Raw genomic sequence first — 24180 nt, 5'->3', positions numbered from 1 at the left:
GGACCACTCGATCTTTCCCGCCCGTTTGATCAATTGGGCGGAAAAGGGAAGGGCGCAGTGGGGGTCGTCAGACCATGGCGCGGCGGCCGGCCAGGGCGCGGCCCAGGGTCAGCTCGTCGGCGAACTCCAAGTCCCCGCCCATCGGCAGGCCCGACGCGATCCTCGTCACCGTCAGACCCGGGATATCGCGCAGCATGCGCATCAGGTAGGTGGCGGTCGCCTCACCCTCGGTGTTCGGGTCGGTGGCGATGATCACCTCGGCGATGTCGACACCGTCGACCCGTTCGCCGATCCGGTTGAGCAGTTCACGGATCCGCAGTTGGTCCGGTCCCACCCCGGACAGCGGATCCAACGCGCCGCCCAGGACGTGATAGCGCCCCCGGAATTCGCGGGTGCGCTCGACGGCCTGAATGTCCTTGGGCTCCTCGACCACGCACACCAGCGACGCGTCACGACGGGAGTCGTTGCAGATGCGGCAGCGCTGGTCGTCTGAGACGTTGCCGCACACGGCACAGAACGTGACACCGTCGCGGATCCGGCCCAGCACCGCGGTCAGCCGGTCGATATCCGGAGGTTCGACCGACAACAGGTGGAAAGCGATGCGCTGGGCGCTCTTCGGCCCGATCCCGGGCAGCTTGCCGAGCTCGTCGATCAGATCCTGGACCGGGCCCTCAAACACGTGGGCACACCTCAGAATCCCGGCAACTGCAAGCCGCTCATCCCGCCGGCGAGCGGGCCCAGCCGGGTCTGCGCCAGGATGGTCACCTGCTTGGAGGCGTCGGCGATGGCGCCGACGATGAGGTCCTGCAACGTCTCGGGGTCCGCCGGGTCGATGACCTTGGGGTCGATGGCCACCGCAGTGACCTCGCCGCTGCCCTTCATGGTGACCTGCACCAGGCCACCGCCACCCTGGCCGTGCACTTCCGAGTTGGCCAGCGCCTCCTGCGCCTCCATCAGCGCCTGCTGCACCTGCTGAGCCTGGGCGAGCAGCGCGGACATATCGGGGGGGCCGGGTTCCATGATGAGTTCCTTTTGAGTCCGACTCGAATCTGACACTGCGTGTTGGTTGCGTCCTGGTCTCGACTTGGTTTCGCTCGCGAGCCGACCGCGGTTTGTCCTTCAACACTAGTCTCCACCCCGGTTACGGTGGCGCCGTGCACGTCCCCAACAGCTTGCGTGTCGGCGCCACGGCACTGCTCATCGCCGCCACCGTGTCTTCCGTAACGTCGTCTGCGCCCGCCGCCGCCGCTCCGGCGAACATCGCCGGCATGATCGTGTTCCTCGACCCCGGCCACAACGGCGCCAACGATGCGTCCATCAGCCGACAGGTACCGACCGGCCGCGGCGGTACCAAGGACTGCCAGGCCAGCGGCACCAGCAGCAACTCGGGCTATCCGGAACACAGCTTCAACTGGGACACCACCCTGCGGGTACGGGCAGCACTCACCCAACTCGGCGTGCGCACCGCGATGTCGCGGGGCAACGACGACGCGCTGGGTCCGTGCGTCGACGAGCGCGCCGCCATGGCCAATGCGATCCGCCCGAACGCGATCGTGAGCATCCATGCCGACGGCGGCCCGGCCAACGGCCGCGGCTTCCACGTGCTGTACTCGTCGCCGCCGCTGAACACCGCCCAGGCCGGCCCCGCGATCCAGTTCGCGCAGGTCATGCGTGACCAGATCCAGGGCTCGGGAATCCCGCCGGCCAACTACATCGGTTCGGGTGGGCTGGACGCACGTTCGGATATCGCCGGGCTGAACCTGGCGCAGTACCCCTCGATCCTCGTCGAGTGCGGCAACATGAAGAACCCGGCCGACTCGGCACTGATGGAGACCGATTCCGGACGCCAGAAGTACGCCGACGCCATCGTCCGGGGCATCGTCGCCTACCTGGCGTCCGGGGCGCGCTAACCCACGTCGCGGGCTACGCCGCCTCGAGTTCCTTCTTCAGGTTGGCCAGCACCGCGTCCTGGATCTTGCGCAGGCCCAGCGGCGCGAACGTCTTCTCGAAGAATCCCTTGACGCCGCCCGCACCTTTCCACGACGTCTTGACCGTGACGGTCGATCCGGTGCCGGCCGGGGCCACGGTCCAGTTGGTCACCAACGTGGAGTTGGCGTCCTTCTCGATGACGGTCTTGCCCGCCACGTCGACGGTCGCCTTGATATCGCGCACCCGTGACTCGGTGGCCTGCAGCTTCCAGCTCACGACGGTGCCCGCACCCTGCCCGCCCTCGAGCACCTGGTAATTGCTGTAGTGCGAGGAGAGGATCTTCGGTCGCACCGTCTGGTAGTCGGCGACTGCGGCGAGCACTGCTTCCGGCGCCGCGTCGATCAACACCGTGTTGGATGCGCTGACCTGTCCCATTCAGAAAACTCCCGTGTCATCTATGGGGCGTGCCCCCGTGTGTGCGGTCGCATCGTCGGCGACCGAGGACTAGCGTATATGTGTGTCTGTTGTTGCAACCGACGCGCAGGGGACCCACGCCGCGGGGGTGCAGCGGCTGCTTGACAGTTACCGCGCCATCCCCGCGACGGCCACCGTGCGCCTGAATAAGCCCACGTCCAACCTGTTCCGCTCACGCGCCAAAAGCACCGCAAAAGGTCTGGACACCTCAGGTTTGACCGGTGTCATCGGCGTCGATCCCGACGCCCGCACCGCCGATGTGGCCGGAATGTGCACGTACGAGGATCTGGTGGCGGCCACACTGCCCCACGGGTTGTCACCGCTGGTGGTGCCGCAGCTCAAGACCATCACCCTCGGCGGCGCCGTCACCGGACTGGGTATCGAGTCCGCGTCGTTCCGCAACGGCCTGCCACACGAATCGGTGCTCGAACTCGACATTCTGACCGGGGCCGGGGATATCGTCACCGCGAGCCGAACTCAGTACCCCGATCTGTTTCACGCCTTCCCGAATTCATATGGCACGCTCGGTTACTCGGTACGCCTCAAGATCGAGCTCGAACCCGTGAAACCCTTCGTGAGCCTTCGCCACCTGCGATTCCACACGATCGAGGACCTGATCGCGGCCATGGAGCGCATCATCGAGACCGGTGGTTACGACGGCGCACCCGTGGACTACCTGGACGGGGTGGTGTTCAGCGCGCAGGAGAGCTACCTGTGCCTCGGAGTACAGACCGCGACGCCGGGACCGGTCAGCGACTACACCGGCCGGCAGATCTACTACCGCTCCATTCAGCACCCCGAGGGCGAGCAACAGGACCGCCTGACCATCCACGACTATCTGTGGCGATGGGACACCGACTGGTTCTGGTGTTCAAGAGCTTTCGGTGCCCAGCATCCCGTTGCCCGGCGGCTGTGGCCCCGCCGCTTCCGGCGCAGCAGTTTCTACTGGAAGCTGGTCGGTTACGACCAGCGCTTCGACATCGCCGATCGCATCGAGAAACGACACGGCAGGCCACCGCGGGAGCGGGTGGTGCAGGACATCGAGGTCCCGCTCGAACGGTGCGCCGAGTACCTGGACTGGTTCTTGGCACATGTGCCGATCGAACCGATCTGGTTGTGTCCATTGCGTTTACGCGGTGACGACGAGTGGCCGCTGTATCCGATCCGTCCGCACCACACCTATGTGAACGTGGGCTTCTGGTCGTCGGTCCCGGCCGGCGCCACCGAGGGTGAGACCAACAGGCTCATCGAACGCAAGGTGAGCGAACTGGAGGGGCATAAATCCCTCTACTCGGACGCTTTCTACTCTCCGGAGGAGTTCGACGCACTCTACGGCGGCAAGGCCTACCGGACCGCGAAGTTGACCTATGACCCCGATTCCCGGCTGCTCGATCTGTATGCGAAGGCGGTGCAAAGAAAGTGACCACGTACAAAGACCGCGCTGCGGTGCCCACCGGTCGGCTCACTCTGGCCGAAATCCTGGAAATCGTCACGGCAGGTGATGTCCCGCTGAAGTTCACCGCGTACGACGGCAGCACCGCCGGTCCCGAGGACGCCGTCGTCGGGCTGGACCTCAAGACGCCGCGGGGCACCACCTACCTGGCCACTTCACCCGGCGAGCTCGGACTGGCCCGGGCTTATGTGTCCGGTGACCTCGACATGCTCGGCGTGCACCCCGGCGATCCGTACGACCTGCTCAGGGCCATGGCCGGCAAGACGGATTTCAAACTGCCGCCGGCTCGCGTGCTGGCCCATATCGTCGCCTCGATCGGCGTGGAACATCTGCTGCCCATCGCCCCGCCCCCGCAGGAGGCACTGCCGCGCTGGCGCCGACTCGCAGAGGGCTTGCGGCACAGCAAGACCCGGGATGCCGAGGCCATCCACCACCACTACGACGTGTCGAACACGTTCTACGAGTGGGTGCTCGGCCCATCGATGACCTATACGTGTGCGTGCTACCCGGACGACGACGCCACCCTGGAGCAGGCCCAGGACAACAAGTACCGGCTGGTGTTCGAGAAGTTGCGCCTCCAGCCCGGTGACCGGCTGCTCGACGTGGGCTGCGGCTGGGGCGGGATGGTCCGCTACGCCGCCAAACACGGGGTGAAAGCCCTCGGTGTCACCTTGTCGGCCGAACAGGCTTCCTGGGCCCAGAAGGCCATCGAAGAGCAGGGCTTGTCCGACCTGGCCGAGGTGCGGCACGGTGACTACCGGGATGTGGGCGAATCGAATTTCGACGCGGTGTCCTCGATCGGGCTGACCGAGCACATCGGGGTGGCCAACTACCAGTCGTACTTCCGGTTCCTGCAGTCCAAGATGCGGCCCGGAGCGCTGCTGCTCAACCACTGCATCACCCGGCCGGATAACCGGACGGGTCCACACGCAGGCGGATTCATCGACCGGTACGTCTTCCCCGATGGCGAACTCACCGGGTCGGGGCGCATCATCACCGAAGCTCAGGATGTCGGACTCGAAGTGGTCCACGAGGAGAACCTGCGTGAGCACTACGCGATGACGCTGCGCGACTGGTGCCGCAATCTGGTCGAGCACTGGGATGAGGCCGTCGCCGAGGTCGGGCTGCCCACCGCGAAGGTGTGGGGTCTGTACATGGCCGGGTCACGCTGGGGCTTCGAATCGAACGTTGTTCAGTTGCACCAGGTTCTGGCGGTCAAATTGGATGAACGGGGCGGCAACAGTCTGCCGCTGCGTCCGTGGTGGACTCCCTGAGTTCCCACTCGGTTCGCGTCGGCTAACCCTTGTCGATCCGGCGCGCGCCGAGTTCGGTCTGCAGCAGCTCGATCGCCACTTCCTCCGGGTCGCGGCGCACCACCTCGGAGGTGTCGCTGTTCGCCTCGGCGAGCATGCGTTCCTCTTCGGCCTGCGGATCGGGCGCGGCGGGCGCCGGGCCCGCGGCCGGCACGGTCTCACCGGTGTCCGGCACACACCGGATCTGCCAGTCGACACCGAGCGCATCCTTGATCGATTCCCGGATGATCTCGGCGTTCTTCGTCTCCCCGAGGCGCTTCACGAGTGACTGCGCCGGGTGGCTGAGCACCAGCGTGTCACCGTCGACGGTGCGCACGATGGCATCGGCCAACATGGCGTTGACCGCCTTACTACGGCCGTTGACCTTCTCCCGCACCGTGTTCCACATGCTGCGGACGGCGGCCGCGTCGGGCTGACCGACCGCGGCGGCCACCGTCGGCGGGGCAACCGGGGCCGGCGGGGGTGGCGGGGTCGGTGCGGGTGGCGGAGTCGGCGCGGGCGATGGGGCCGGCGCGGGTGGCGGCGCGGGCGCGCGCACGGGCTCAGGTTCCGGCGGCGGTTCCGGAGCAGGTTCGGGTTCGGGGGCCGGTGCGGGGACGGGTACCGGTCGTGCCACGGGGGCGGGCTCGGGTGCGGGCGGCGCGGACGCGGGTGCGGGCGGCTCGGACTCGGTGCGACTGGGGCGGACGAACTGCCGGGTCGCCGGAGCAGCCGGCGCAGGGTTCAGCTCGTTGCTGGGGACCGAGACGTCCAACCGTGTCTCGATGCGCTCGATACGTTGCAGCAGCGCCGCTTCGGTATCGCTGGCCGACGGCAGCAGCAGCCGGGCACACACCACCTCGAGCAGCAGGCGGGGCGCCGTCGCTCCGCGCATCTCCCCCAGCCCGGCGTGCACCACCTCCGCGTAGCGGGCGAGCGTCGCCGAGCCCAGCCGGGCGGCCTGCTCCCGCATACGCTCCAGCACATCGGCCGGCGCGTCGACGACTCCGCGGTCGGCGGCATCGGGCACCGCCTGCAGCACGATCAGGTCGCGGAACCGCTCCAGCAGGTCGGTGGCGAAGCGGCGCGGATCGTGTCCGGCGTCGATGACCGATTCCACCGCACCGAACAGTGCGGCGGCGTCCCCCGCGGTGAGTGCGTCGACCGCGTCGTCGATCAGCGCGACGTCGGTGGCACCCAGCAGCGCCAACGCCCGCTGGTAAACCACCCGGTTACCGTCGGCGCCGGCCACCAACTGGTCGAGCACCGACAGGCTGTCCCGAGGCGAGCCGCCCCCGGCGCGAATGACCAACGGGTACACGGCGTCATCGACGGTCACGCCCTCGTCCCGACATATCCGCTCCAGCAGGCCGCGCATGGTCTTGGGGGCCAACAGCCGGAACGGATAGTGGTGGGTGCGCGATCGGATGGTCGGCAGCACCTTCTCCGGCTCGGTGGTCGCGAAGACGAAGATCAGGTGATCCGGCGGCTCCTCGACGATCTTGAGCAGCGCGTTGAACCCCGCGGTGGTGACCATGTGCGCTTCGTCGACGATGAAGATGCGGTAGCGAGACTGGGCCGGCGCGTAGAACGCACGGTCGCGCAGTTCGCGGGTGTCGTCGACACCGCCGTGGCTGGCCGCGTCGAGCTCGACGACGTCGACATTGCCCGGACCGTTCGGCGCCAGCGCCACACAGGAATCACACGTCCCGCACGGTGTCGGTGTCGGGCCGTGCTCACAGTTGAGCGAGCGGGCCAGGATGCGCGCCGACGACGTCTTGCCGCAGCCGCGCGGCCCCGAGAACAGGTAGGCGTGGTTGATACGGCCGGCCGACAGTGCCGTGGACAACGGTGCGGTGACGTGCTCCTGCCCGACGACCTCGGCGAAGCTTGCGGGTCGGTACTTCCGGTAGAGCGCCACGGTCAGCAGGCTACCGAGAAGGTGCGACTAATCACGAGCCAGCAGTGACTCGGTGGCCGCGAGCAGCGCACACGTGGATAAACCGTCGATCGCCTCGCGCAGATCCGACTCGCCCGGAAAGGTGGGGGCGATCCGAATGTTCTTGTCCTCGGGGTCTTTTCCGTAGGGGAACGACGCACCCGCCGCGGTGACGGCGATGCCCGCGTCCTTGGCCAGCGCGACCGTCCGCTTCGCCGTGCCGGGCCATACGTCCAGGCTGACGAAATAGCCGCCCTTGGGGTCGGTCCAGGAGGCGATCTTGGACTCCCCGAGCCGGTTCTCCAGGATCTCGGCGACCAGTGCGAACTTCGGTGCCAGCAGTTCGCGGTGGCGCTGCATGTGCAGGCGCACCCCGTCGGCGTCCCCGAAGAACTTCAGGTGACGCAGCTGATTGACTTTGTCCGGGCCGATCGTCTTCTTGCCCGCGTGCTGCAGGTACCAGGCGATGTTACCCAGCGAACCACCGAAGAAGCTGACCCCGGCGCCGGCGAAGGTGATCTTCGACGTCGAGGCGAACACCAACGGACGATTGGGGTTTCCGGCTGCGGCCGCCAACCCGAGCACATCGACCTGCCGGGTGAATTCTCCGGTGAGGGTGTGCACCGCGTAGGCGTTGTCCCAGAACAACCGGAAATCCGGGGCCGCGGTCTTCATCTGGACCAGCCGCCGGACGACCTCCCAGGAGTAGGTGGCGCCGGTCGGATTGGAGAACACGGGCACACACCACATGCCCTTGATCGCCGGATCGGCGGCAACCAGTTCTTCGATCAGGTCGACGTCCGGGCCGTCCTCGCGCATCGGCACCGCGACCAACTCGATGCCGAAGCTCTCGGTGATCGCGAAATGCCGGTCGTAGCCCGGCGCCGGGCAGAGGAATTTGATACCGGTAGCTGCCCGGTCCTCGATCCAGGGCCGCGGGGAGTCCACCCCGCCGTGCAGCAGCGAGAACACCACCGCGTCGTGCATGAACTCCAGGCTGGCGTTGTTGCCCGCGATCAGGTTCGGCACCGCGATCCCGAGCAGTTCGCCGAAGATGGCCCGCAGTTCCGGCAGGCCGTGCAGGCCGCCGTAGTTGCGGGTGTCCGTCCCGTCGGCATCCCGATAGGAATCGGGTCCCGGCAACGCCAGCAGGCCGTTGGACAGATCGAGCTGCTCCGGCGCCGGTTTACCGCGGGTCAGGTCGAGCGCCAGCCCCTTGGCCCGCAGCGCGGAGTAGTTCTGCTGCTGCAAGTCGTGCTGGGCGACCAGTTCGTCACGGCCGAGGGACTCAAACGACACTGTGGGCCTTTCAAAGCCGTGCATACACAGGGTTGCCTAGATGGACAGTCCACACAGACATGTCGACGCAGACACATCCACACAAACATAAGGGGACCCCGCGCACCCGCCAGAGCCCATTGACCCTTGCTGCCTTCCGGCCCTGGGGGAGTTCACAGGATGGACGCCGCGCGGGGTCCGGAAAACGAGTGTAGTCCCCCGCCCCGGGGCGGAGCGGAGCGACCGGGGATCGACTTCCAGGGGCCTGACCGACCCGGGCTGGTCGGGCGCCCCGGGTTGGTCGGCTACCATGGCCGACGGAGGATTCGCCTAGTGGCCTATGGCGCTCGCCTGGAACGCGGGTTGGGTTAATAGCCCTCAGGGGTTCAAATCCCCTATCCTCCGCGCTCGGGTCCGGGGCGCGACCAGCGATTGTCGCCAGATGATCAGCGGGTCGCGGCCCCGGCCCTCAGACCCAAGGAGGACCATGCGGCGTGGGATCGCGGTGCTATGGCACGCATCGTCTCTGATCCTTGCGGCAGCGCTCTACTTCTTCTTCGTCCTGCCCCGCTGGTTCGAGTTGACCGGCGAGTGGCCGCACACCCTCGGCACCGTGATGCGCATCGTGTGCGGCGTCCTGGTGGCGCTCAGCGCACTGCCGGTCGCCCTCACCTGGTCGCGCACCCGTAAGCCGGAGCTGGGGACGCCGTCCCTGGCCCTGTCGCTGCGGGTCTGGTCGATCGGGGCGCATGTGCTGGCCGGCCTGCTCATCGCGGGCGCCGGCATCAGTGAGATCTGGCTGAGTCTCAACACCGCGGGACAGTGGCTGTTCGGCATCTACGGCGCCGCGGCCGCGATCGCCCTGCTGGGCGCATTCTCCTTTTACCTGGCTTTCGTGGCCGAGCTGCCCCCGCCGCCGCCGAAGCCGGTCAAGATCAAAGCGGACAAGCGCAGCCGCGGCGACGCCGATGAGGAGATTTCGGCCACACCGGATGAAACCGGCGCGCCCGAGGACACCGAGACCGCCGAAGACACTGAAGAAACCGCGGACACCCAGGACGCCGACGAGACGGCTGCGGATTCCGTCGCCGGTAACGCGGATGGCGACGATACCGATACCGAAACCGAGGCCAGTGGCAGCAAGCTGCGCAACCGCAGGCCTGCCGGGAAAGCACGGCGTGGCCGGACGCGTGGCGGGATAGCCGTCGAAGACTGAGCGCCTGCGTGTCGCTGCATCGACAGTTTCCGGTTGCACCGTCAATATTGAGGGAATACCTCTGACGCTCCGGAAGGCGGCGAATGCGCAGGTTCCACTTTCACCGGTGGTTTGCGATCCTGGTCGCCACGCTGCTGGCCTTCCTGGTGGCTGCCCCCGCAGCCGCCGCCCCCAATGATCTGTCCGGCGCGATCGCGGCGGTCGAGCCCTCCGTGGTGCGCATCGACACCACGGTCGACTACCAGCATGTGATGGGGACCGGCACCGGCATCGTCCTCGACCCGAACGGGCAGGTCCTGACGAACTACCACGTGATCCAGGGTGCGGACACCATCAACGCGATGGTGGGCGGACGGCCCTTTGCGGCCGATATCGTCGGATTCGATCGCCGCCGGGATATCGCGGTGATCCAGTTGCGGGGTGCGGGCGGTCTGCCGGTCACGCCGCTGGGTGATTCCGCCCAGCTGTCCATCGGTGACCCGGTCGTGGCCCTGGGCAATGCCCGCGGCACGGGCGCACCTCTGACCCAGGAAACCGGCACCATCAGCGCCTTCGGGCGGACCATCAGCGCCGCGGACGAGCTCACCGGATCGTCGAATCAGATGACCGGCCTGTTCGAGATCGCCGCCCCCGTGCGGGCCGGGGACTCGGGTGGACCGGTGGTCAACGGCGCCGGACAAGTCGTCGGCATCACCACGGCCGCCTCGGTGAACTTCAGGATGGGCCCCGGCGGCGAAGGGTTCGCGATCCCGATCAACGACGCGTTGGCGATCGCCAACCAGATCCGCGCAGCCACTCCGTCGGACACCGTGCACATCGGACCGCCTACGCTGCTGGGGGTTGGTGTGAGCACGGCCGAACAACATGAGGCGTTTCCGGGCGTGATCGTGCACGAGGTGTTGCGCGGTGGACCCGCCGAGCAGGCCGGACTGGTCAACGGTGACGTGATCCTGACCCTGGACGGCACACAGCTCGATTCGGCGACCGAGCTGACCGCTGTGCTGGACCGGCACTATCCGGGCGACGTGATCACAGTGACGTGGATCGACCGAGCGGGTCAGCACCAGACCGGGAAAGCGACGCTGACTGCCGGCGACTGAGCGCCGAGGCGCCGCGACACGCCCGCACGAGGTGTAGCCACAGCTTTTTTCCAAAAACCTTTACCCAATTTTCGGACGCGTCATTTGAGTGCGTTCAGCGTTGCTCACGCAAGCATCGGCGACAAAATGTGACGTATTCGTCAAAATTGCCATTGCTCTCGCCCTCGGCGTGATTCCTGTGGCACTGTGAACCCGTCCGCGCCACATCGTTGTCGGCAGCGTCAAAAATCGACTCATCGATCTTCACCACTCCCTTCGCCCGGTAGCCGACGCATCGGGTGAGCGACTCGTACGGATTCGCACACCCGGGGATCGCTACGAGCAAAGAAGTGGCGTGACCCACAGGATCACACCACTTACGGCGACCCCGCGCCTGCCGGGCGGGGTCATCCTCGTATGCACTCGAGTCGAACCGATGTGATCTTGAAATCGGCACTGCCATAGGGCCTTTCATCCACAACGCGGAACGTCCCGCACACCGGCGGCAACACTGCCTCCCGGCAGAATTCCTCACCCGCCCGATTCGCAACCGAGTGCACGCAAGCCCGCGAATTTTCGTCCGCACCCGCGCCGGCACGCGGGGTCGGCCTCACCCGATCGCCGCCTGCCGCCGCGGGTGGGACGAACGCGGATCCGGCCGGCCGGCCGGCGGACGGGACGGGTGCATCCGGGACATCGCCGACTGCCGAGCCGGGCCCATCTCGGGCCGCCCCGCAAAACGCCTCCGCGGGCTTGGCCAGCTCGCTCACGTGCACCCAGGTAGTTGCCTGGGCAACAGGCGACCCCGTTGCTGGAAGTTCGCTGAAGGCCGCTGACCTGGTAATTGTCGCGTCTGAGGGCGCCGCGCAGGCCTTTCCCATGCCGCCACTCGGCGTTACATTTGCACTAACGACCTGCGGTCCGCAGCTGTGCATGAAGCAACAGTCCGCCCCGCTGGCAAGGGGGAGACATCGTGGTCCAAACCGTCATAGCGGCCTACCTCATCGGCTGGGCGCTCAGTGCAGTGGTCATCTACATGGCCAGCCGGCATATGGGGTCCAAGTACGAGCCGGTGCCGCACCAGTTCGCGCTCAGCGCCGGAGCCGGAGCACTCTGGCCGCTGCTGATCCTCGGCGCCGTCGAGTTCAGCTCGGTCGCCGCCGCCTCGAGCGCGGCCTCACACGTGGAATCCGTCGACGGCAGTTCCCACCTTCTGGTGAGCGCGACGGTCGTACCGCTGCGCTGAGTATCCGCGGGACCTACTCCCCGACCGGGTTCCCGTCCGCGTCCCAGTGCGCAGCAACCTTCTTACTGGGCTGCACACGGGGAGGTTCACCCGGCATCTTCGGATAGCTCGGTGGGTAGGGCAGATCGGCCAGCCCACGTTCCTCGTCGGTACGCACCATCTCCAGCAGCGGCTGCAACGAATGCGGCGTGTCGTCGATATCCGCCCAGGGATCGTCGCGCTGGGCCACCAGGGCCGCAGCCGTCGCGATGGTGTAGTCGTCGGGGTCGGCGTCGGCCAGCTCAGCCCAGGTGAGCGGCATCGACACCGTGGCGATCGGGGTCTTGCGTACCGAATAGGCCGAAGCGAAGGTGCGGTCCCGGGCGTTCTGGTTGTAATCGATGAAAAGCCGCTTGCCACGCTCTTCTTTCCACCACGAGGTGGTCACCGCGTCGGGAGCGCGGCGTTCCACCTCCCGAGCCAAGGCAATACCGGCCCGGCGCACCGCGATGAAATCCCAGTCGGGCTTGATCCGGATGAACACGTGTACACCCCGCCCGCCCGAGGTCTTCGGATACCCGACGTAGCCGAGCTCGTCGAGGACCGGTTTGAGCACCTCGACGGCGATCCGGCGGGCATCGGCGAAGTCGGTGCCCGGCTGCGGATCGAGATCCACCCGTAGCTCGTCGGGATGCTCGGTGTCCGGGCACCGGACCTGCCACGGATGCAACGTCACCGTGCCCATCTGGGCGGCCCAGATGATCGCGGACGGGTGGGTGACCTTCAAGGCGTCCGCGGTCCGCCCGGACGGGAAGGTCACCGTGCAGGTCTGCAGGTAGTCGGGATGTTTCTGCGGGATGCGCTTCTGGTAGATCTCCTCGCCCTCGATGCCGTCGGGAAAACGCTGCAGATGCGTGGGCCGGTCCCTCAAGAGCGCGACCATCCGGTCGGCCACGGCCAGGTAATGGTCGACGACATCGCGCTTGGTGTAGCCCGGCTCGGGGAAGTACACCTTGTCGGGGCTGGTCAGCCGGACGGCGACACCGTCGACGTCGAGTTCTTCCGCGGGAGTGGCCATCAACCCATTCTCCCGTCGCTTCGCTCGCCCCGGTCCTCCAGGACGTCGTGCAGGTCGTAGATCAGCGGGGTGTCCAACTGCGCGAAGGTGCAACTCGTTGGTTCGCGGTCCGGCCGCCAGCGCAGGAATTTCACCGCATGCCGGAATCGCTGCCCATGGGAGGCACTGCCCTCCATCTGGTCATAGGCCACCTCGCACACCCGCTCGGGGCGCACGGGGATCCAGCGTTTGTCCGCCGCGGAGTTCCAGCGGCTGGGGTCGCCGTCGCGGACTTCATCACCCTCACGCAGCGGTTCCAGGTCGGCCAGCAGCTTCAGCCGATCCTTGGCGGTGAACGAGGCGGCACCGCCGACCATCTGCAGTTCGCCGTCATCGCGATACAGCCCGAGCAGGATGGAGCCGACGCCCGCGCCGCTCTTGTGGATCCGGTACCCGAGCGCCACGCAGTCGGCATCACGGTGGTGTTTGATCTTCACCATCTCGCGCTTGCCCGGCAGGTACGGCCCCTCCAGACGCTTGGCGATCACACCGTCCAGCCCGGCGCCTTCGAAGGTGTCCAGCCACTGGGCGCCGACGGCGGGATCGGCGGTGGTGCGGGTGACATGGCACCACTTCTTCTGCCCGTCCTTCTCCGGGATCGCCGCCAGCAGTGCCACCCGACGGTCCCGAAACGGCTCGGCGAGCAGCGAGCGGTCACCGAGAGCCAACGCATCGAAACCGATGAAATGCGCCGGGGTCTGCTCGGCCAGCATCGTGATCCGGCTGGCCGCCGGGTGGATGCGCTGGCTCAACGACTCCCAGTCCAACCGGACGCGTCCATCGACCTCTCTGGGCACGACCACTTCGCCGTCCAGCACGCACCGGTCGGCGAGTTCGTCGCGCAGCGCATCGAGCAGCTCGGGAAAGTACCGGCCGAGCTCTTTCCCGCTACGCGACTGCAGGACCACCTCGTCCCCGTCTCGAAAGGCCAGTGCCCGGAAACCATCCCACTTCGGTTCGAACGACCACACCCCGGCCTCGTCGGGCACTTTCCCGGCGGCCTTGGCCAGCATCGGGTCGACGGGCGGCAGCACGGGTAGATCCACGGTTCCCATACTCGTGCAGACCGCCGAGCGCGGGCAATGTCATCGCCGGCCGCTCAGATCCGCAGCAGGGCCTCCGCGTTGCCGTGCCCGATGGCGTGGCGCTGGTCTTCGGTGAGGTCCGCCTCCTGCAGGAACGTCGACACGTTGTCACGCACGACGTAGGGGAAGTCCTCGGAATGGATGATCCGGTCGGCACCGACTGCTCCGACGACGAAGTCCAGCTGGTGCTGGTTGTACATACCCGACGGGGTCACCCACACGTGGTCGCGGTAGTAGGCACTGACCGGGCGCACGAGGTTCCCCACCCAGGCGAACGTCTCGTCAAGTCGGTCCAGCCAGAACCCCAGCACCTCGGCCCAGTGCCCGCTGAGCACCTTGAGACCGGGATGTCGATCGAAGGCCCCGGACAGAATCAGCCGCAGCACATGGATACCGGCCTCGGCGTGCCAGCCGAACGCCGGCCCCGCGAACATGAATTGCGCCGCGGTGGACCAATCCCCGGCGTAGTAGGCCTGGGTCACCCCGTTGGGCGGCATCCCGGGATGGATGTAGATCGGTAGGTCGACCTCTGCGGCCGCGGCGAGCACCGGGTCGAACCGCGGATCATCGAGGAACCTACCGCCACACGTTCCCGCGATCAGGGCGCCGACGAAACCGAGTTCGGTCACGCAGCGCCGAAATTCGCCGGCGGCCGCCTCCGGATCGTGGAGCGGGATGGTGGCGAACCCCCGAAAACGATCCGGGTGCCGCGAGATCTGTTCGGCCAGATCGTCATTCACCTTGCGGCACAGGTCAACCGCTTCCGGATGATCCAGAGCGCTCGGGCTGTTCGCCCCGTGCGACACCACCTGGACATCGATGCCCACCTGGTCCATGTGCTCGAGCCGGGGGCCGTCGAGGCGTTCCGCGGATTCCCGGTCGGGCGAGAACCGTTGCAGGAACTCCCCAAAGCCGGCGTCCGGCGGCGTGGGTGGCGGACCGCTCAGTTCCCACACCCTGGCGATCGCCTCCGGATGGTGGAAGTGTTCCTCGACGGTGACAACCCGCATGCCGGCTACCCTACGACCGCATCCTGTGAGGTCTCCCGCGGTGTCGGCCAGGGCGCCGGCACCGGGCGCGGGCGCACCCGCAGCGGCCACCAGAACCAGCGGCCGAGCAACGCGGCCAGCGATGGGGTCATCAACGAGCGGACCACCAGGGTGTCGAACAGCAAGCCCAGACCGATGGTGGTGCCGACCTGTCCGATCACGATCAGATCGCTGACGGCCATCGAGATCATCGTGAAGGCGAACACCAGTCCCGCAGCGGTGACCACCGATCCGGTGCCGGCCATGGACCGGATGATCCCGGTACGCAGACCCGCGTGGATCTCCTCCTTCATCCGGGACACCAACAGCAGGTTGTAGTCGGCCCCGACGGCGAGCAGCACGATGACCGACATCGGAAGCACCATCCAGTGCAACGGGATACCGACCAGGTGCTGCCAGATGAGCACCGAGAGTCCGAACGATGCACCGAGACTCAGGACCACGGTGCCGACGATGACGGCCGCGGCCGCGACCGCGCGGGTCAGCACCACCATGATCAGGAAGATCAGGATCAGGGAGGCGACCGCCGCGATGAGCAGGTCGTAGTCCGCGCCGGTCTGCATGTCCTTGTACATGGCCGCGGTGCCTCCGACGTAGACCGTCGAGCCCTCCAGCGGGGTGCCCTTGATGGCGTCGGCGGCCGCGATCTTGAGCGGTTCGATATGCGAGGTGCCTTCCTCGCTCAGCGGATCACCCTGATGAAAGACGGTGAACCGCACGGCATGTCCATCGGGTGACATGAACAGCTTGATACCGCGCTGGAAGTCGGCCGTACCGAACGCCTCCGGCGGCAGATAGAAATTGTCATCGTTGCGCGACGCGTCGAACGCCTGTCCCATCGCCGTCTGGTTGTTCTGGTTGGCGATGTTCTGATCCTGCTGGGCCTTCTGCGCCTGGTACTGATTGAGCAGATACTGCTTCTGGTTCTTCATCGTCTGGATCATCGCCGGCATCACGGCCGCCATCTGCGGTGTCAGCTCGGACATCCGCTTCAGATCCGGCACGATGTCCTGGAAGTCGTCCGACATCTGACTGATCCCGTCCAGGCTGTCGAAGACCGACCGCACCGACCAGCACATCGGGATGTCGTAGCAGTGCGGCTCCCAGTACAGATAGTTGCGGATCGGCCGGAAGAAGTCGTCGAAGTCGGCGAGGTGATCGCGGACGTCGCTCAGGGTCATCGACGTCTTGTCCATCTTGGCCGCCATGCTCTTGGTCACCTCCGCCAGCTGCAGCGTGATGCGGTAGAGCTGCTCCTGCGAGTCGATGCTCGTCTGCATCTCGTTGGCCTGCTTCAACGTATTGTCCAGCACGGTCTGCTGGTAGTCGTTGTTCATCAGGGTGCCTGTGCCGCTTTGGCTCATCGAGTACGCCAGGGAGGCATGCTCGATCGGCTTGCCGTCCGGGCGGGTGATGGTCTGCACCTGGGCGATACCGTGCACGCGCACCATCGCCTTGGCGATCTTGTCGATGATCAGGAAGTCGGCGGGGTTGCGCAGATCGTGATCCGCCTCCACCATCACCAGTTCCGGGTTCATCTTCGCTTCGGAGAAGTGCCGAGTGGCCGCGGCCATACCGACATTCGCCGGGATATCGGCGGGCAGGAAGATCCGGTCGTTGTAGGTGGTGTGGTAGCCGGGCAGCGTCAGGAGGCCGACGAGGGCAAGCACCACGGCCATCACCAGGACCGCGCCGGGCCACCGGACGATGCCCGCACCGATGCGGCGCCAGCCGCGAGCGCGGTCCATCCGCTTGGGGTCCAACACCTTCCCGAATCGGGTGACGAGCGAGATGAGCGCGGGACCCATGGTGAGTGCGGCGGCGACCACGATCGCCATGCCGATGGACAGCGGTATACCCATGGTCTGGAAGTACGGCAGTCGGGTGAAGTGCAGGCACAGCGTGGCGCCCGCGATGGTCATGCCGGAGGCCAGCACCACATGGGCGGTGCCGTGAAACATGGTGTAGTAGGCCGATTCCTTGTCCTCACCGGCGCGTCGCGCCTCCTGATATCGGCCTATCAGGAAGATGGCGTAGTCGGTGGCCGCGGCGATCGCCAGCGTCACCACCATGTTGGTGGCGAACGTGGTGAGTCCGAACACGTTGTGGTAGCCCAGGAATGCGATGATGCCGCGCGCCGAGGACAGCCCGACCACGACCATGAACAGCGTGATGAGCACCGTGACGATGGACCGGTAGACGATCAGCAGCATCACCGTGATCACGGCGAACGTCAGCATCTCGATCGTTTCCATGCTGGCGTCACCGACGGCGTTCTGGTCCGTGGTGGTGGCGGCCGGCCCGGTCACATACGCCTTCACACCGTTGGGTGCCGGGGTGTTGTTGACGACGTCACGGACGGCGCCGACGGATTCATTGGCCAGCGCCTCGCCTTGGTCACCCGCGATGTACACCTGCACGTAGGCGGCTTTGCCATCGATGCTCTGCGCACCGGCCGCGGTCAGGGTGTCGCCCCAGAAATCCTGCACGTGCTGAACGTGTTTGGTGTCCGCGCGGAGTTTGCGAACCATCTCGTCGTAGAACGTGTGCGCGTCGGCGCCCAACTTGTCCTGACCTTCCAGGACGATCATCACCGAGCTGCTGGTGTCGTACTCGTCGAACACCTTGCCGACGTGCTTGGTGGCGATCAGCGCGGGTGCGTCGTTGGGGCTCATCGACACCGCGCGCATCTTGCCGACTTCTTCGAGCTGGGGCACCACGGTGTTCAGCAGCCCGACGATGACGAGCCAGCCCAGCACGATCGGGATGGCGAAGGCCCGGATGAACCGGGGCAACCAGGGCCGGGCGGCGTGCCGCGCAGGCGGGAGAGCCTCGGTCGGGGTGTCGTCCGTGCTGATGCTCATGCGCAATCCGCCTTCGGCTTCTTGCTGACCGTCATGCTGCCTTCACCAGGCAGAACGTCGCGGCATTCACGCCTTGTGCCGTCCTCTCGTCTTTGACCTCGCCGTCGACGGTGACGCGGCAGCCGATCGAACTGCCGTCGCCCTGGGCGAGGAGATTGGGCTGGACGGACGGGATGGTCGTCTCCAGCCGGATGGACCAGGGCAGCGGCGCTTCGGTGCGCTGCGGTAGCCCCTTGAGATCCGTGTAGTTGATGGTCGCCGTGGTTCCCGTGCCGAAGACCTCGTACACGACGACCTTGGGGTTGAACTTCTCGGCGGTATCCGACCCCACCGGAGTCACCACCGCTCCATCAGAACCGAAGACCGATCGCAGGTGAGTAACGCTCAGCACGCCGACCGCCAGGGCCACCACCATGAGAGCGGGCAGCCAGATGCGCTTGAGTACCGCAATCAAGGTCAAGCCTTTCCACGAATGACAGCCGCAGGTCAGGCGACGACGGATGACCTAGGAAGGCAATCTAAGTGTATAAGTGGATAGAGTCAATCCACTTATTGGCATACGTAAGGCACGTCACTAATGTGGGTCGCGTGATTGACAAACCATGCCGGGGGCTGCGCAAGGACGCGGAGCGTAATCGGCAGCGCGTCCTCCAGGCGGCGCGCGAACTGTTCGCCGAGCGCGGACTCGAAGCCACCCTCAACGACGTGGCCCACTACGCCCACGTGGGCGTGGGCACCGTCTACCGCCGATTCGCCACCAAAGAGGATCTCCTCGACGCGATCTTCGAGGACAGCATCGACCAGATCGTCAGTTTCGCCGAAGATGCCTTCCGCCATGAAGATTCATGGGAAGGCTTCGTGTGGTTCGTCGAGCATCTGTGTGAACTGACCGCCACCGACCGAGGCCTGCGCGAGATGGTCTACAGCAAGGCCTACGGCGGCTACCGGGTCGAGTGCGCGAAGCTGCGCCTCGACCCGCCGATCTCGAAGCTGGTGGAGCGCGCCCGCAAGGACGGACACCTGCGGCCCGATATCGAGCCCACCGACATGCCGGTCATTAGCCTGCTCGCCGGCACCGTCAGCGAATGGGCAGGGCATGTCGAGCCCCAACTGTGGCGCCGCTACGTGGCGCTGCTGCTGGACGGGATGCGCCACCGGGAGGGCCGGCCGGAGTTGGCCGTCGGCGCACTCGGCGAAGAACAGATGGACGCCGCCATGCGCGGTTGGCATCCGGCGGGAACCTCCTAGTCCAATCCGGCAATGATGCTCTGCAGGTCGACTGCCGCGGGTCGCTCCAACTGAGCGAAGGTACAGGACCCGGGATCACGATCCGGCCGCCAGCGATTGAATTGAGCTGTGTGCCTGAACCTTTCGCCTTCCATATAGTCGTAGCGCACCTCCACCACCCACTCGGGCCGAAGCGGGACGAACGACAGATCCTTGGCCCCACCCCCCGCATTCCACCGGGAGCCACCCCCGTACCGGCGCGCGAGCTCCGGGTCGGCCGCCACCTGAGCCGCCCAATTCCACGGATGTCCGTCGAACGTGGTGACCAGCGGCTGCAGTTCGGTGAGGAGCCGGCGCCTGGTCGCCATCGGGAAGGCTCCGATCACGCCGACCGATGCCAGGCTCCCGTCCTCCCGGTAAAGACCCAGCAGCAGTGAGCCGACGGCATCGGTGCCGGATTTGTGCAGACGATAGCCGGCCACCACACAGTCGGCCGTGCGCTGATGCTTGATCTTGAACATCACCCGCTTGTCCGGGAGATAGCCGATCGACGCCGGTTTGGCGATGATCCCGTCCAGCCCGGCACCCTCGAACTCCGTGAACCACCGCTGCGCCGTAGCCATATCGGTGGTCGCCGGGGTGAGGTGGAAGCGCGGGCCGGCCTGGCGCATCAGTTTCTCCAGACGCGCACGACGTTCCCCGAACGGGTGCTCCATGAGGTTCTCCGCACCGACCGCCAGCAGGTCGAACGCGATGAACGAGGCCCTGGTCTTGGCGGCCAGGAGCTGGACCCGGCTGTCCGCCGGATGGATACGTTGTTGCAGCGCTTCGAAATCGAGCCCAGCCTTCGTGGCGACGACGATCTCTCCGTCGAGCACGCAATTGTCCGGTAGTTCACGTCTGGCCGCCTCGACGAGCTCGGGGAAGTACCGGGTCAGCGGCCGCTCATTGCGGCTGCCGAATACTACGTCGTCGCCGTCGCGGAAGCAGATCGATCGGAAACCGTCCCACTTCGGTTCGTAGATCGCATCCGGCGGGATCGCGGTGACCGCCTTGGCCAGCATCGGCTTCATCGGCGGCACCACTGGCAGGGTCATACGCCGAACAGTAAATCACTTGACCTCAACAGAGGTTGATGTTGAAAGCTGTACTCATTCCAGTGAGGAGGTACCCATGAGACAGATCCGCGCCGACCTGTGGGAAACCAGCACCGAACGCCCGATGCCCGGCATCTCCACCCATGCCTACCTGTGGACCGGGGGCGATACCGGCAACGTGCTGTTCTACAGCACCGATACCGACGACGATTTCGGCGAGTTCGACGCCCTCGGCGGCGTGGCACACCAGTACCTGTCGCACCGCCGCGAGGCGGGCCCGATGCTGCGCTCGATCAGCGAGCGGTATGCGGCCCAGCTGCACGCACCGGCGGCCGAACTGCTCGATATCGGCATGCACGCTCATGTCGATGTGCCCGTCGGCAGCCGGCACGTCGACCGCAACGGTATCGAGGTGATCCCGACGCCCGGGCACTCCCCCGGCAGCACCTGCTACCTGGTGCCCGGCGCCTACGGCCAGAGTTATCTGTTCACCGGGGACACCATCGTGCAGGACGCCGACGGCACCTGGATACCGGGCTATATCCCGGCGCTCAGCGAGGCGCAGTCACTGTCGCGCAGCCTGCGGGTGCTCGCCGGTCTGCACCCGGACCTGGTGATCACCAGCGCGTACCCCGGCCGTTCCGGGGTGCACGCGCCCGGTGCGCGACGTTGGGCCGAATGCGTCGAGCAGGCCCAGGAGCGGCTGGCGCGGGTGGCGTGATCTAGTTTGGCGCTCATGACAGGAGCCGGCCGGTTCGCGCCCAGCCCGTCGGCTGACCTGCACATCGGTAATCTCCGCACGGCGATCCTGGCCTGGCTGTTCGCCCGGTCGACCGGCCGGCGCTTCCTGCTGCGGGTGGAGGATCTCGATGACCGCACCTTCAGCGATGTGGCGGCCCGCCAGGTTGCCGACCTGGCGGCCATCGGCGTGACGTGGGATGAGCCGCCGGAGTACCAGACAACCCACCAGGACCGCTACGACGCCGTCATCGCCGATCTGACCGCGCGTGGCCTGGTGTACGAATGTTATTGCAGCAGAAAGGATATCCTTCAGGCGCCGCGCGCCCCACATGCACCCGAAGGAGCATATCCGGGCACCTGCCGGGACGCGCCGCGCCGCACGCATCCAGACCGGGCACCCGCACTGCGGCTGCGCAGCGACACCTTCTCCTACACCGTCACCGACCTGCTCCATGGCGAATACACCGGATTGGTAGACGATTTCGTGCTGCGCCGCGGCGACGGGGTGCCCGCCTACAACCTCGCCGTGGTGGTCGACGATGCCGCCCAGGGCGTCGATCAGGTGGTGCGCGGTGACGACCTGCTGTCCTCGTCGCCGCGGCAGGCGTATCTGGCCGCGCTGCTCGGCTTTGCGGCACCGGTGTACGCGCACGTGCCGCTGGTGCTCAACGCCGAAGGCAAACGGCTGGCCAAACGCGACGGTGCGGTCACGCTCGCCGACATCGGCGTGCAGCGCGCATTGCATGAAATCGCGGTGTCGCTGGGGTTCACGGCCACCACACCGGACGCCATGCTGGACCAGTTCGACCCCGCTGCGCTACCCACCAGGCCCTGGACATATCAGCCGAGTTGAGCAGAACCCTTGGGATATTCCCAGCACGTTGCTAGGTTGCGCCGGTGAGCCTCCCCCTTCGACGACCCGGCCGGGCGCGTGCGGCGCTGCTGGTGCTCGTCATGTTGGCCAGTGTGCTGGCTGCCGGTTGCGGATCCAAGAGCACCGGTGACACCCCGATCAAGTCGGCCGGTGTGCTGCGCATCGGCACCGAGGGCACCTACTCGCCGTTCAGCTACCACGACCCCAAGACCGGCGAGCTGATCGGTTACGACGTCGACGTCGCCAAGGCCGTCGGCGACAAGCTGGGCGTGAAGGTCGAATTCGTCGAGACCCCGTGGGATTCGATCTTCGCCGGGCTGGCGGCCGACCGCTTCGACGTGGTGGCCAACGAGGTCACCATCAACCCGGAGCGTCAAGCCAAATACGATCTGTCCCAGCCATATTCGGTGGGCGAAGGTGTCATCGTCACGCGCGCCGGTGATGACTCCATCACCTCGCTGGCCGATATCAAGGGCAAGACCGCCGCCGAGAGCGCCACCAGCAACTGGTCCGAGGTCGCCCGCAAGGCCGGGGCCAACGTCGAGAGTGTGGAGGGCTTCGCGCAGGCCATCACCCTGCTCAACCAGGGCCGGGTGGACGTGGTGATCAACGACAGCATCGCCGTGTACGCCTACTTGGCCGAGACCGGCGACAAGTCGGTGAAGATCGCCGGCACCGTCGGTGAGAAGAGCGAGCAGGGCTTCGCCGCGCGCAAGGACAGCGGCTACCTACCGGAGTTGAACAAGGCGCTCACCGAGCTGCGCGCCGACGGCACACTGGCCAAGATCTCGCAGCGCTACCTCAAGACCGATGCCACCGGCGCCCCACCGGACACCCCGATCCGCGCCGCCGGCGTATTACGGGTCGGGACCGAGGGCACATACTCGCCGTTCAGCTACCACGATCCGGCAACCGGCCAACTCACCGGCTATGACGTCGACGTCGCCCGGGCCATCGGCGCGAAGCTGGGCGTACCGGTCGAATTCGTGGAAACCCCATGGGATTCCATCTTCGCCGCGCTCGAGGCGAAACGGTTCGACGTGGTGGCCAACCAGGTGACCATCACGCCGGAACGACAGGTCAAATACGATCTGTCGCAGCCCTATGCGGTCGGTGAGGGGGTGATCGTCACCAGGGCCGACGACGACTCGATCACGTCGCTTTCCGACTTGAAGGGAAAGACCACCGCCCAGTCCAGCACCAGCAACTGGGCCCAGGTGGCCCGCGCCGCCGGCGCCAACGTGGAATCGGTGGAAGGCTTCGCACAGGCCATCACCCTGCTCAACCAGGGCCGTATCGATGCCACCGTCAACGACAGCATCGCCGTCTACGCCTACCTCGCCGAGACAGGCGACAAGTCGGTCAAGATCGCCGCCCAGACTGGTGAGAAGAGCGAACAGGGTCTCGCCGCACGCAAGGGCAGCGGTCTGCTGCCCGAACTCAACGGCGCGCTCGACGAACTGCGCGCCGACGGCACGCTGGCCAAGATCTCGCAGCGCTACCTCAAGGCCGACGCAACCGGCAGCGGCGCTGCGCCGGCTCCGGGTGGCCAGCAGGCCGCGCCGCCGCAGGCCCGCTCCGGATTTCAGCTCGTCCTGGACAACCTGTGGCCGATGGCCAAGGCCGCGCTCACCGCCACCATTCCGCTGACCCTCATCAGTTTCGCGGTGGGACTGGTCATCGCGCTGGCGGTGGCACTGGCCCGGTTGTCGTCGAACGTGGTGCTGAGCAATATCGCCCGGTTCTACATCTCGATCATCCGTGGCACCCCGCTGCTGGTGCAGTTGGTGATCGTGTTCTACGGCCTGCCGAAGTTCGGCGTCACCCTGCCCGCCTTCACCGCCGCCGTGATCGCGTTCTCGCTCAACGTCGGTGGCTACGCCGCCGAGATCATCCGCTCCGCGATCCAGAGCATTCCCAAGGGTCAGTGGGAGGCCGCGGAGACCATCGGCCTGACCTACACCGGAGCACTACGCCGGATCATCCTGCCGCAGGCCACCCGGGTGGCGGTACCGCCGCTGTCCAACACACTGATCTCGCTGGTCAAGGACACCTCGTTGGCCTCGGCCATCCTGGTCACCGAGTTGTTCCGCAAGGCACAGGAGATCGGCGCGCCGACGTTCGACTTCTTCTCGACCTATGTCGCCGCCGCCGTGTACTACTACGTGATCTGCCTGGTGCTCTCCGCCGGCCAGAATCGGCTGGAACGCCGTTTGGAAAGGTATGTGGCGCGATGACCGA

21 protein-coding genes, 1 tRNA gene and 1 other RNA gene are annotated in these 24180 nt (G+C 66.5%); 11 read left to right on the top strand and 12 right to left on the bottom strand.

Translation table 11 applies throughout. The features are described 5' to 3' along the window. Positions 1 to 67: 67 nt before the first annotated feature. Together recR and H7J86_RS16375 are read right to left on the bottom strand one after the other, a co-directional pair. Entirely contained in the window at positions 68 to 679 is a 612-nt protein-coding gene (recR, locus tag H7J86_RS16380) for a recombination mediator RecR (RefSeq protein ID WP_090361714.1), read from the bottom strand. 11 nt (positions 680 to 690) lie between these two features. Further along, positions 691 to 1020, bottom strand: coding sequence for a YbaB/EbfC family nucleoid-associated protein (locus H7J86_RS16375; RefSeq protein WP_167163527.1), 330 nt, complete (start codon positions 1018 to 1020; stop codon positions 691 to 693). Between the two features lie 134 nt (positions 1021 to 1154). On the opposite strand from H7J86_RS16375, the gene H7J86_RS16370 reads away from it, so the two are divergent. After that, a complete protein-coding gene (locus H7J86_RS16370) occupies positions 1155 to 1910 on the top strand; it encodes an Rv3717 family N-acetylmuramoyl-L-alanine amidase (protein WP_181953109.1) in 756 nt (251 codons plus the stop codon). Between the two features lie 13 nt (positions 1911 to 1923). Here the strand turns inward: H7J86_RS16370 and H7J86_RS16365 are convergent, their stop codons facing one another. Then, positions 1924 to 2364 (bottom strand): SRPBCC family protein, encoded by a 441-nt coding sequence (locus H7J86_RS16365; RefSeq protein WP_187097250.1) that lies wholly within the window; start codon positions 2362 to 2364, stop codon positions 1924 to 1926. Between the two features lie 82 nt (positions 2365 to 2446). Here H7J86_RS16365 and H7J86_RS16360 point away from each other — a divergent pair, with 82 nt between their 5' ends. Together H7J86_RS16360 and H7J86_RS16355 are read left to right on the top strand one after the other, a co-directional pair. Then, positions 2447 to 3826 carry an FAD-binding oxidoreductase gene (locus H7J86_RS16360; RefSeq protein ID WP_267292121.1) on the top strand — a complete coding sequence of 460 codons (1380 nt, stop codon included), beginning with the start codon at positions 2447 to 2449 and terminating at the stop codon, positions 3824 to 3826. After that, complete coding sequence (locus H7J86_RS16355) at positions 3823 to 5130, top strand: class I SAM-dependent methyltransferase (RefSeq protein ID WP_267292119.1); 1308 nt, start codon at positions 3823 to 3825, stop codon at positions 5128 to 5130. Before H7J86_RS16360 ends, H7J86_RS16355 begins: the two co-directional genes overlap by 4 nt. A gap of 22 nt (positions 5131 to 5152) precedes the next feature. On the opposite strand, the gene H7J86_RS16350 is transcribed toward H7J86_RS16355, so the two are convergent. The 3 genes from H7J86_RS16350 to ffs all read right to left on the bottom strand — a co-directional run bounded on the left by H7J86_RS16350 (position 5153) and on the right by ffs (position 8568). Then, positions 5153 to 7069 carry a DNA polymerase III subunits gamma/tau gene (locus H7J86_RS16350; protein WP_267292117.1) on the bottom strand — a complete coding sequence of 639 codons (1917 nt, stop codon included), beginning with the start codon at positions 7067 to 7069 and terminating at the stop codon, positions 5153 to 5155. Between the two features lie 27 nt (positions 7070 to 7096). Further along, positions 7097 to 8386: an aspartate aminotransferase type Ic gene (locus H7J86_RS16345; RefSeq protein WP_090361728.1), complete on the bottom strand. Its 1290-nt coding sequence runs from the start codon at positions 8384 to 8386 to the stop codon at positions 7097 to 7099. Between the two features lie 87 nt (positions 8387 to 8473). Beyond that, an RNA gene (ffs, locus tag H7J86_RS16340) (signal recognition particle sRNA small type) lies at positions 8474 to 8568 on the bottom strand. A 116-nt stretch (positions 8569 to 8684) separates the two neighbouring features. On the opposite strand from ffs, the gene H7J86_RS16335 reads away from it, so the two are divergent. From H7J86_RS16335 to H7J86_RS16320, 4 genes are all read left to right on the top strand, one after another. Next, a tRNA-Ser gene (locus tag H7J86_RS16335) sits at positions 8685 to 8770 on the top strand. Between the two features lie 82 nt (positions 8771 to 8852). Beyond that, positions 8853 to 9581 carry a lipid uptake coordinator LucA gene (gene lucA / locus H7J86_RS16330; RefSeq protein WP_267292115.1) on the top strand — a complete coding sequence of 243 codons (729 nt, stop codon included), beginning with the start codon at positions 8853 to 8855 and terminating at the stop codon, positions 9579 to 9581. Between the two features lie 83 nt (positions 9582 to 9664). Then, a complete protein-coding gene (locus tag H7J86_RS16325; protein ID WP_267292113.1) occupies positions 9665 to 10681 on the top strand; it encodes a S1C family serine protease in 1017 nt (338 codons plus the stop codon). A 952-nt stretch (positions 10682 to 11633) separates the two neighbouring features. Then, positions 11634 to 11906, top strand: a complete 273-nt coding sequence (locus H7J86_RS16320) for a hypothetical protein (RefSeq protein WP_139170117.1) — start codon at positions 11634 to 11636, stop codon at positions 11904 to 11906. Between the two features lie 13 nt (positions 11907 to 11919). Here H7J86_RS16320 and ligD read toward each other — a convergent pair whose 3' ends face one another. The 5 genes from ligD to H7J86_RS16295 are packed head-to-tail and all read right to left on the bottom strand — an operon-like array spanning position 11920 to position 18454. Further along, positions 11920 to 12963 (bottom strand): non-homologous end-joining DNA ligase, encoded by a 1044-nt coding sequence (gene ligD, locus H7J86_RS16315; protein ID WP_090361740.1) that lies wholly within the window; start codon positions 12961 to 12963, stop codon positions 11920 to 11922. Then, complete coding sequence (locus H7J86_RS16310; protein WP_267292111.1) at positions 12963 to 14057, bottom strand: ATP-dependent DNA ligase; 1095 nt, start codon at positions 14055 to 14057, stop codon at positions 12963 to 12965. Before H7J86_RS16310 ends, ligD begins: the two co-directional genes overlap by 1 nt. A 44-nt stretch (positions 14058 to 14101) precedes the next feature. Next, complete coding sequence (locus H7J86_RS16305; protein WP_267292109.1) at positions 14102 to 15097, bottom strand: amidohydrolase family protein; 996 nt, start codon at positions 15095 to 15097, stop codon at positions 14102 to 14104. A gap of 5 nt (positions 15098 to 15102) precedes the next feature. Beyond that, a complete protein-coding gene (locus tag H7J86_RS16300; RefSeq protein ID WP_267292107.1) occupies positions 15103 to 18000 on the bottom strand; it encodes an MMPL/RND family transporter in 2898 nt (965 codons plus the stop codon). 31 nt (positions 18001 to 18031) lie between these two features. Next, complete coding sequence (locus H7J86_RS16295; RefSeq protein ID WP_090362173.1) at positions 18032 to 18454, bottom strand: MmpS family transport accessory protein; 423 nt, start codon at positions 18452 to 18454, stop codon at positions 18032 to 18034. Positions 18455 to 18588: 134 nt separating this feature from the next. Between H7J86_RS16295 and H7J86_RS16290 the strand changes: the two genes are divergently transcribed. Beyond that, positions 18589 to 19248, top strand: coding sequence for a TetR/AcrR family transcriptional regulator (locus H7J86_RS16290; protein WP_090361749.1), 660 nt, complete (start codon positions 18589 to 18591; stop codon positions 19246 to 19248). On the opposite strand, the gene H7J86_RS16285 is transcribed toward H7J86_RS16290, so the two are convergent. After that, the gene (locus H7J86_RS16285; RefSeq protein ID WP_187097260.1) at positions 19245 to 20324 is read right to left on the bottom strand and encodes an ATP-dependent DNA ligase; all 1080 of its coding nucleotides are present in this window, start codon (positions 20322 to 20324) and stop codon (positions 19245 to 19247) included. The two genes, H7J86_RS16290 and H7J86_RS16285, sit on opposite strands and share 4 nt — an antisense overlap. 76 nt (positions 20325 to 20400) lie before the next feature. Between H7J86_RS16285 and H7J86_RS16280 the strand changes: the two genes are divergently transcribed. From H7J86_RS16280 to H7J86_RS16270, 3 genes are all read left to right on the top strand, one after another. After that, positions 20401 to 21045 carry an MBL fold metallo-hydrolase gene (locus H7J86_RS16280; protein WP_267292105.1) on the top strand — a complete coding sequence of 215 codons (645 nt, stop codon included), beginning with the start codon at positions 20401 to 20403 and terminating at the stop codon, positions 21043 to 21045. Positions 21046 to 21060: 15 nt separating this feature from the next. Further along, complete coding sequence (gene gluQRS, locus H7J86_RS16275; protein WP_267292103.1) at positions 21061 to 21918, top strand: tRNA glutamyl-Q(34) synthetase GluQRS; 858 nt, start codon at positions 21061 to 21063, stop codon at positions 21916 to 21918. A gap of 101 nt (positions 21919 to 22019) precedes the next feature. Next, entirely contained in the window at positions 22020 to 24176 is a 2157-nt protein-coding gene (locus tag H7J86_RS16270; protein ID WP_267292983.1) for an ABC transporter permease subunit, read from the top strand. Positions 24177 to 24180 lie beyond the last annotated feature (4 nt).

This window comes from Mycobacterium hackensackense, from assembly GCF_025822555.1.
Classification (GTDB): domain Bacteria; phylum Actinomycetota; class Actinomycetes; order Mycobacteriales; family Mycobacteriaceae; genus Mycobacterium; species Mycobacterium fluoranthenivorans.
This window is presented reverse-complemented; position numbering and strand designations above follow the sequence as displayed.

Bases quoted from the DNA above. Each gene is read 5' to 3' on its own strand.
- ligD (WP_090361740.1), bottom strand. From the start codon at position 12,963: ATGGCCACTCCCGCGGAAGAACTCGACGTCGACGGTGTCGCCGTCCGG.
- H7J86_RS16365 (WP_187097250.1), bottom strand. From the start codon at position 2,364: ATGGGACAGGTCAGCGCATCCAACACGGTGTTGATCGACGCGGCGCCG.
- H7J86_RS16325 (WP_267292113.1), top strand. From the start codon at position 9,665: ATGCGCAGGTTCCACTTTCACCGGTGGTTTGCGATCCTGGTCGCCACG.
- H7J86_RS16300 (WP_267292107.1), bottom strand. From the start codon at position 18,000: ATGAGCATCAGCACGGACGACACCCCGACCGAGGCTCTCCCGCCTGCG.
- H7J86_RS16285 (WP_187097260.1), bottom strand. From the start codon at position 20,324: ATGACCCTGCCAGTGGTGCCGCCGATGAAGCCGATGCTGGCCAAGGCG.
- H7J86_RS16270 (WP_267292983.1), top strand. From the start codon at position 22,020: ATGTTGGCCAGTGTGCTGGCTGCCGGTTGCGGATCCAAGAGCACCGGT.
- H7J86_RS16305 (WP_267292109.1), bottom strand. From the start codon at position 15,097: ATGCGGGTTGTCACCGTCGAGGAACACTTCCACCATCCGGAGGCGATC.
- H7J86_RS16375 (WP_167163527.1), bottom strand. From the start codon at position 1,020: ATGGAACCCGGCCCCCCCGATATGTCCGCGCTGCTCGCCCAGGCTCAG.
- H7J86_RS16280 (WP_267292105.1), top strand. From the start codon at position 20,401: ATGAGACAGATCCGCGCCGACCTGTGGGAAACCAGCACCGAACGCCCG.
- gluQRS (WP_267292103.1), top strand. From the start codon at position 21,061: ATGACAGGAGCCGGCCGGTTCGCGCCCAGCCCGTCGGCTGACCTGCAC.
- lucA (WP_267292115.1), top strand. From the start codon at position 8,853: ATGCGGCGTGGGATCGCGGTGCTATGGCACGCATCGTCTCTGATCCTT.
- H7J86_RS16310 (WP_267292111.1), bottom strand. From the start codon at position 14,057: ATGGGAACCGTGGATCTACCCGTGCTGCCGCCCGTCGACCCGATGCTG.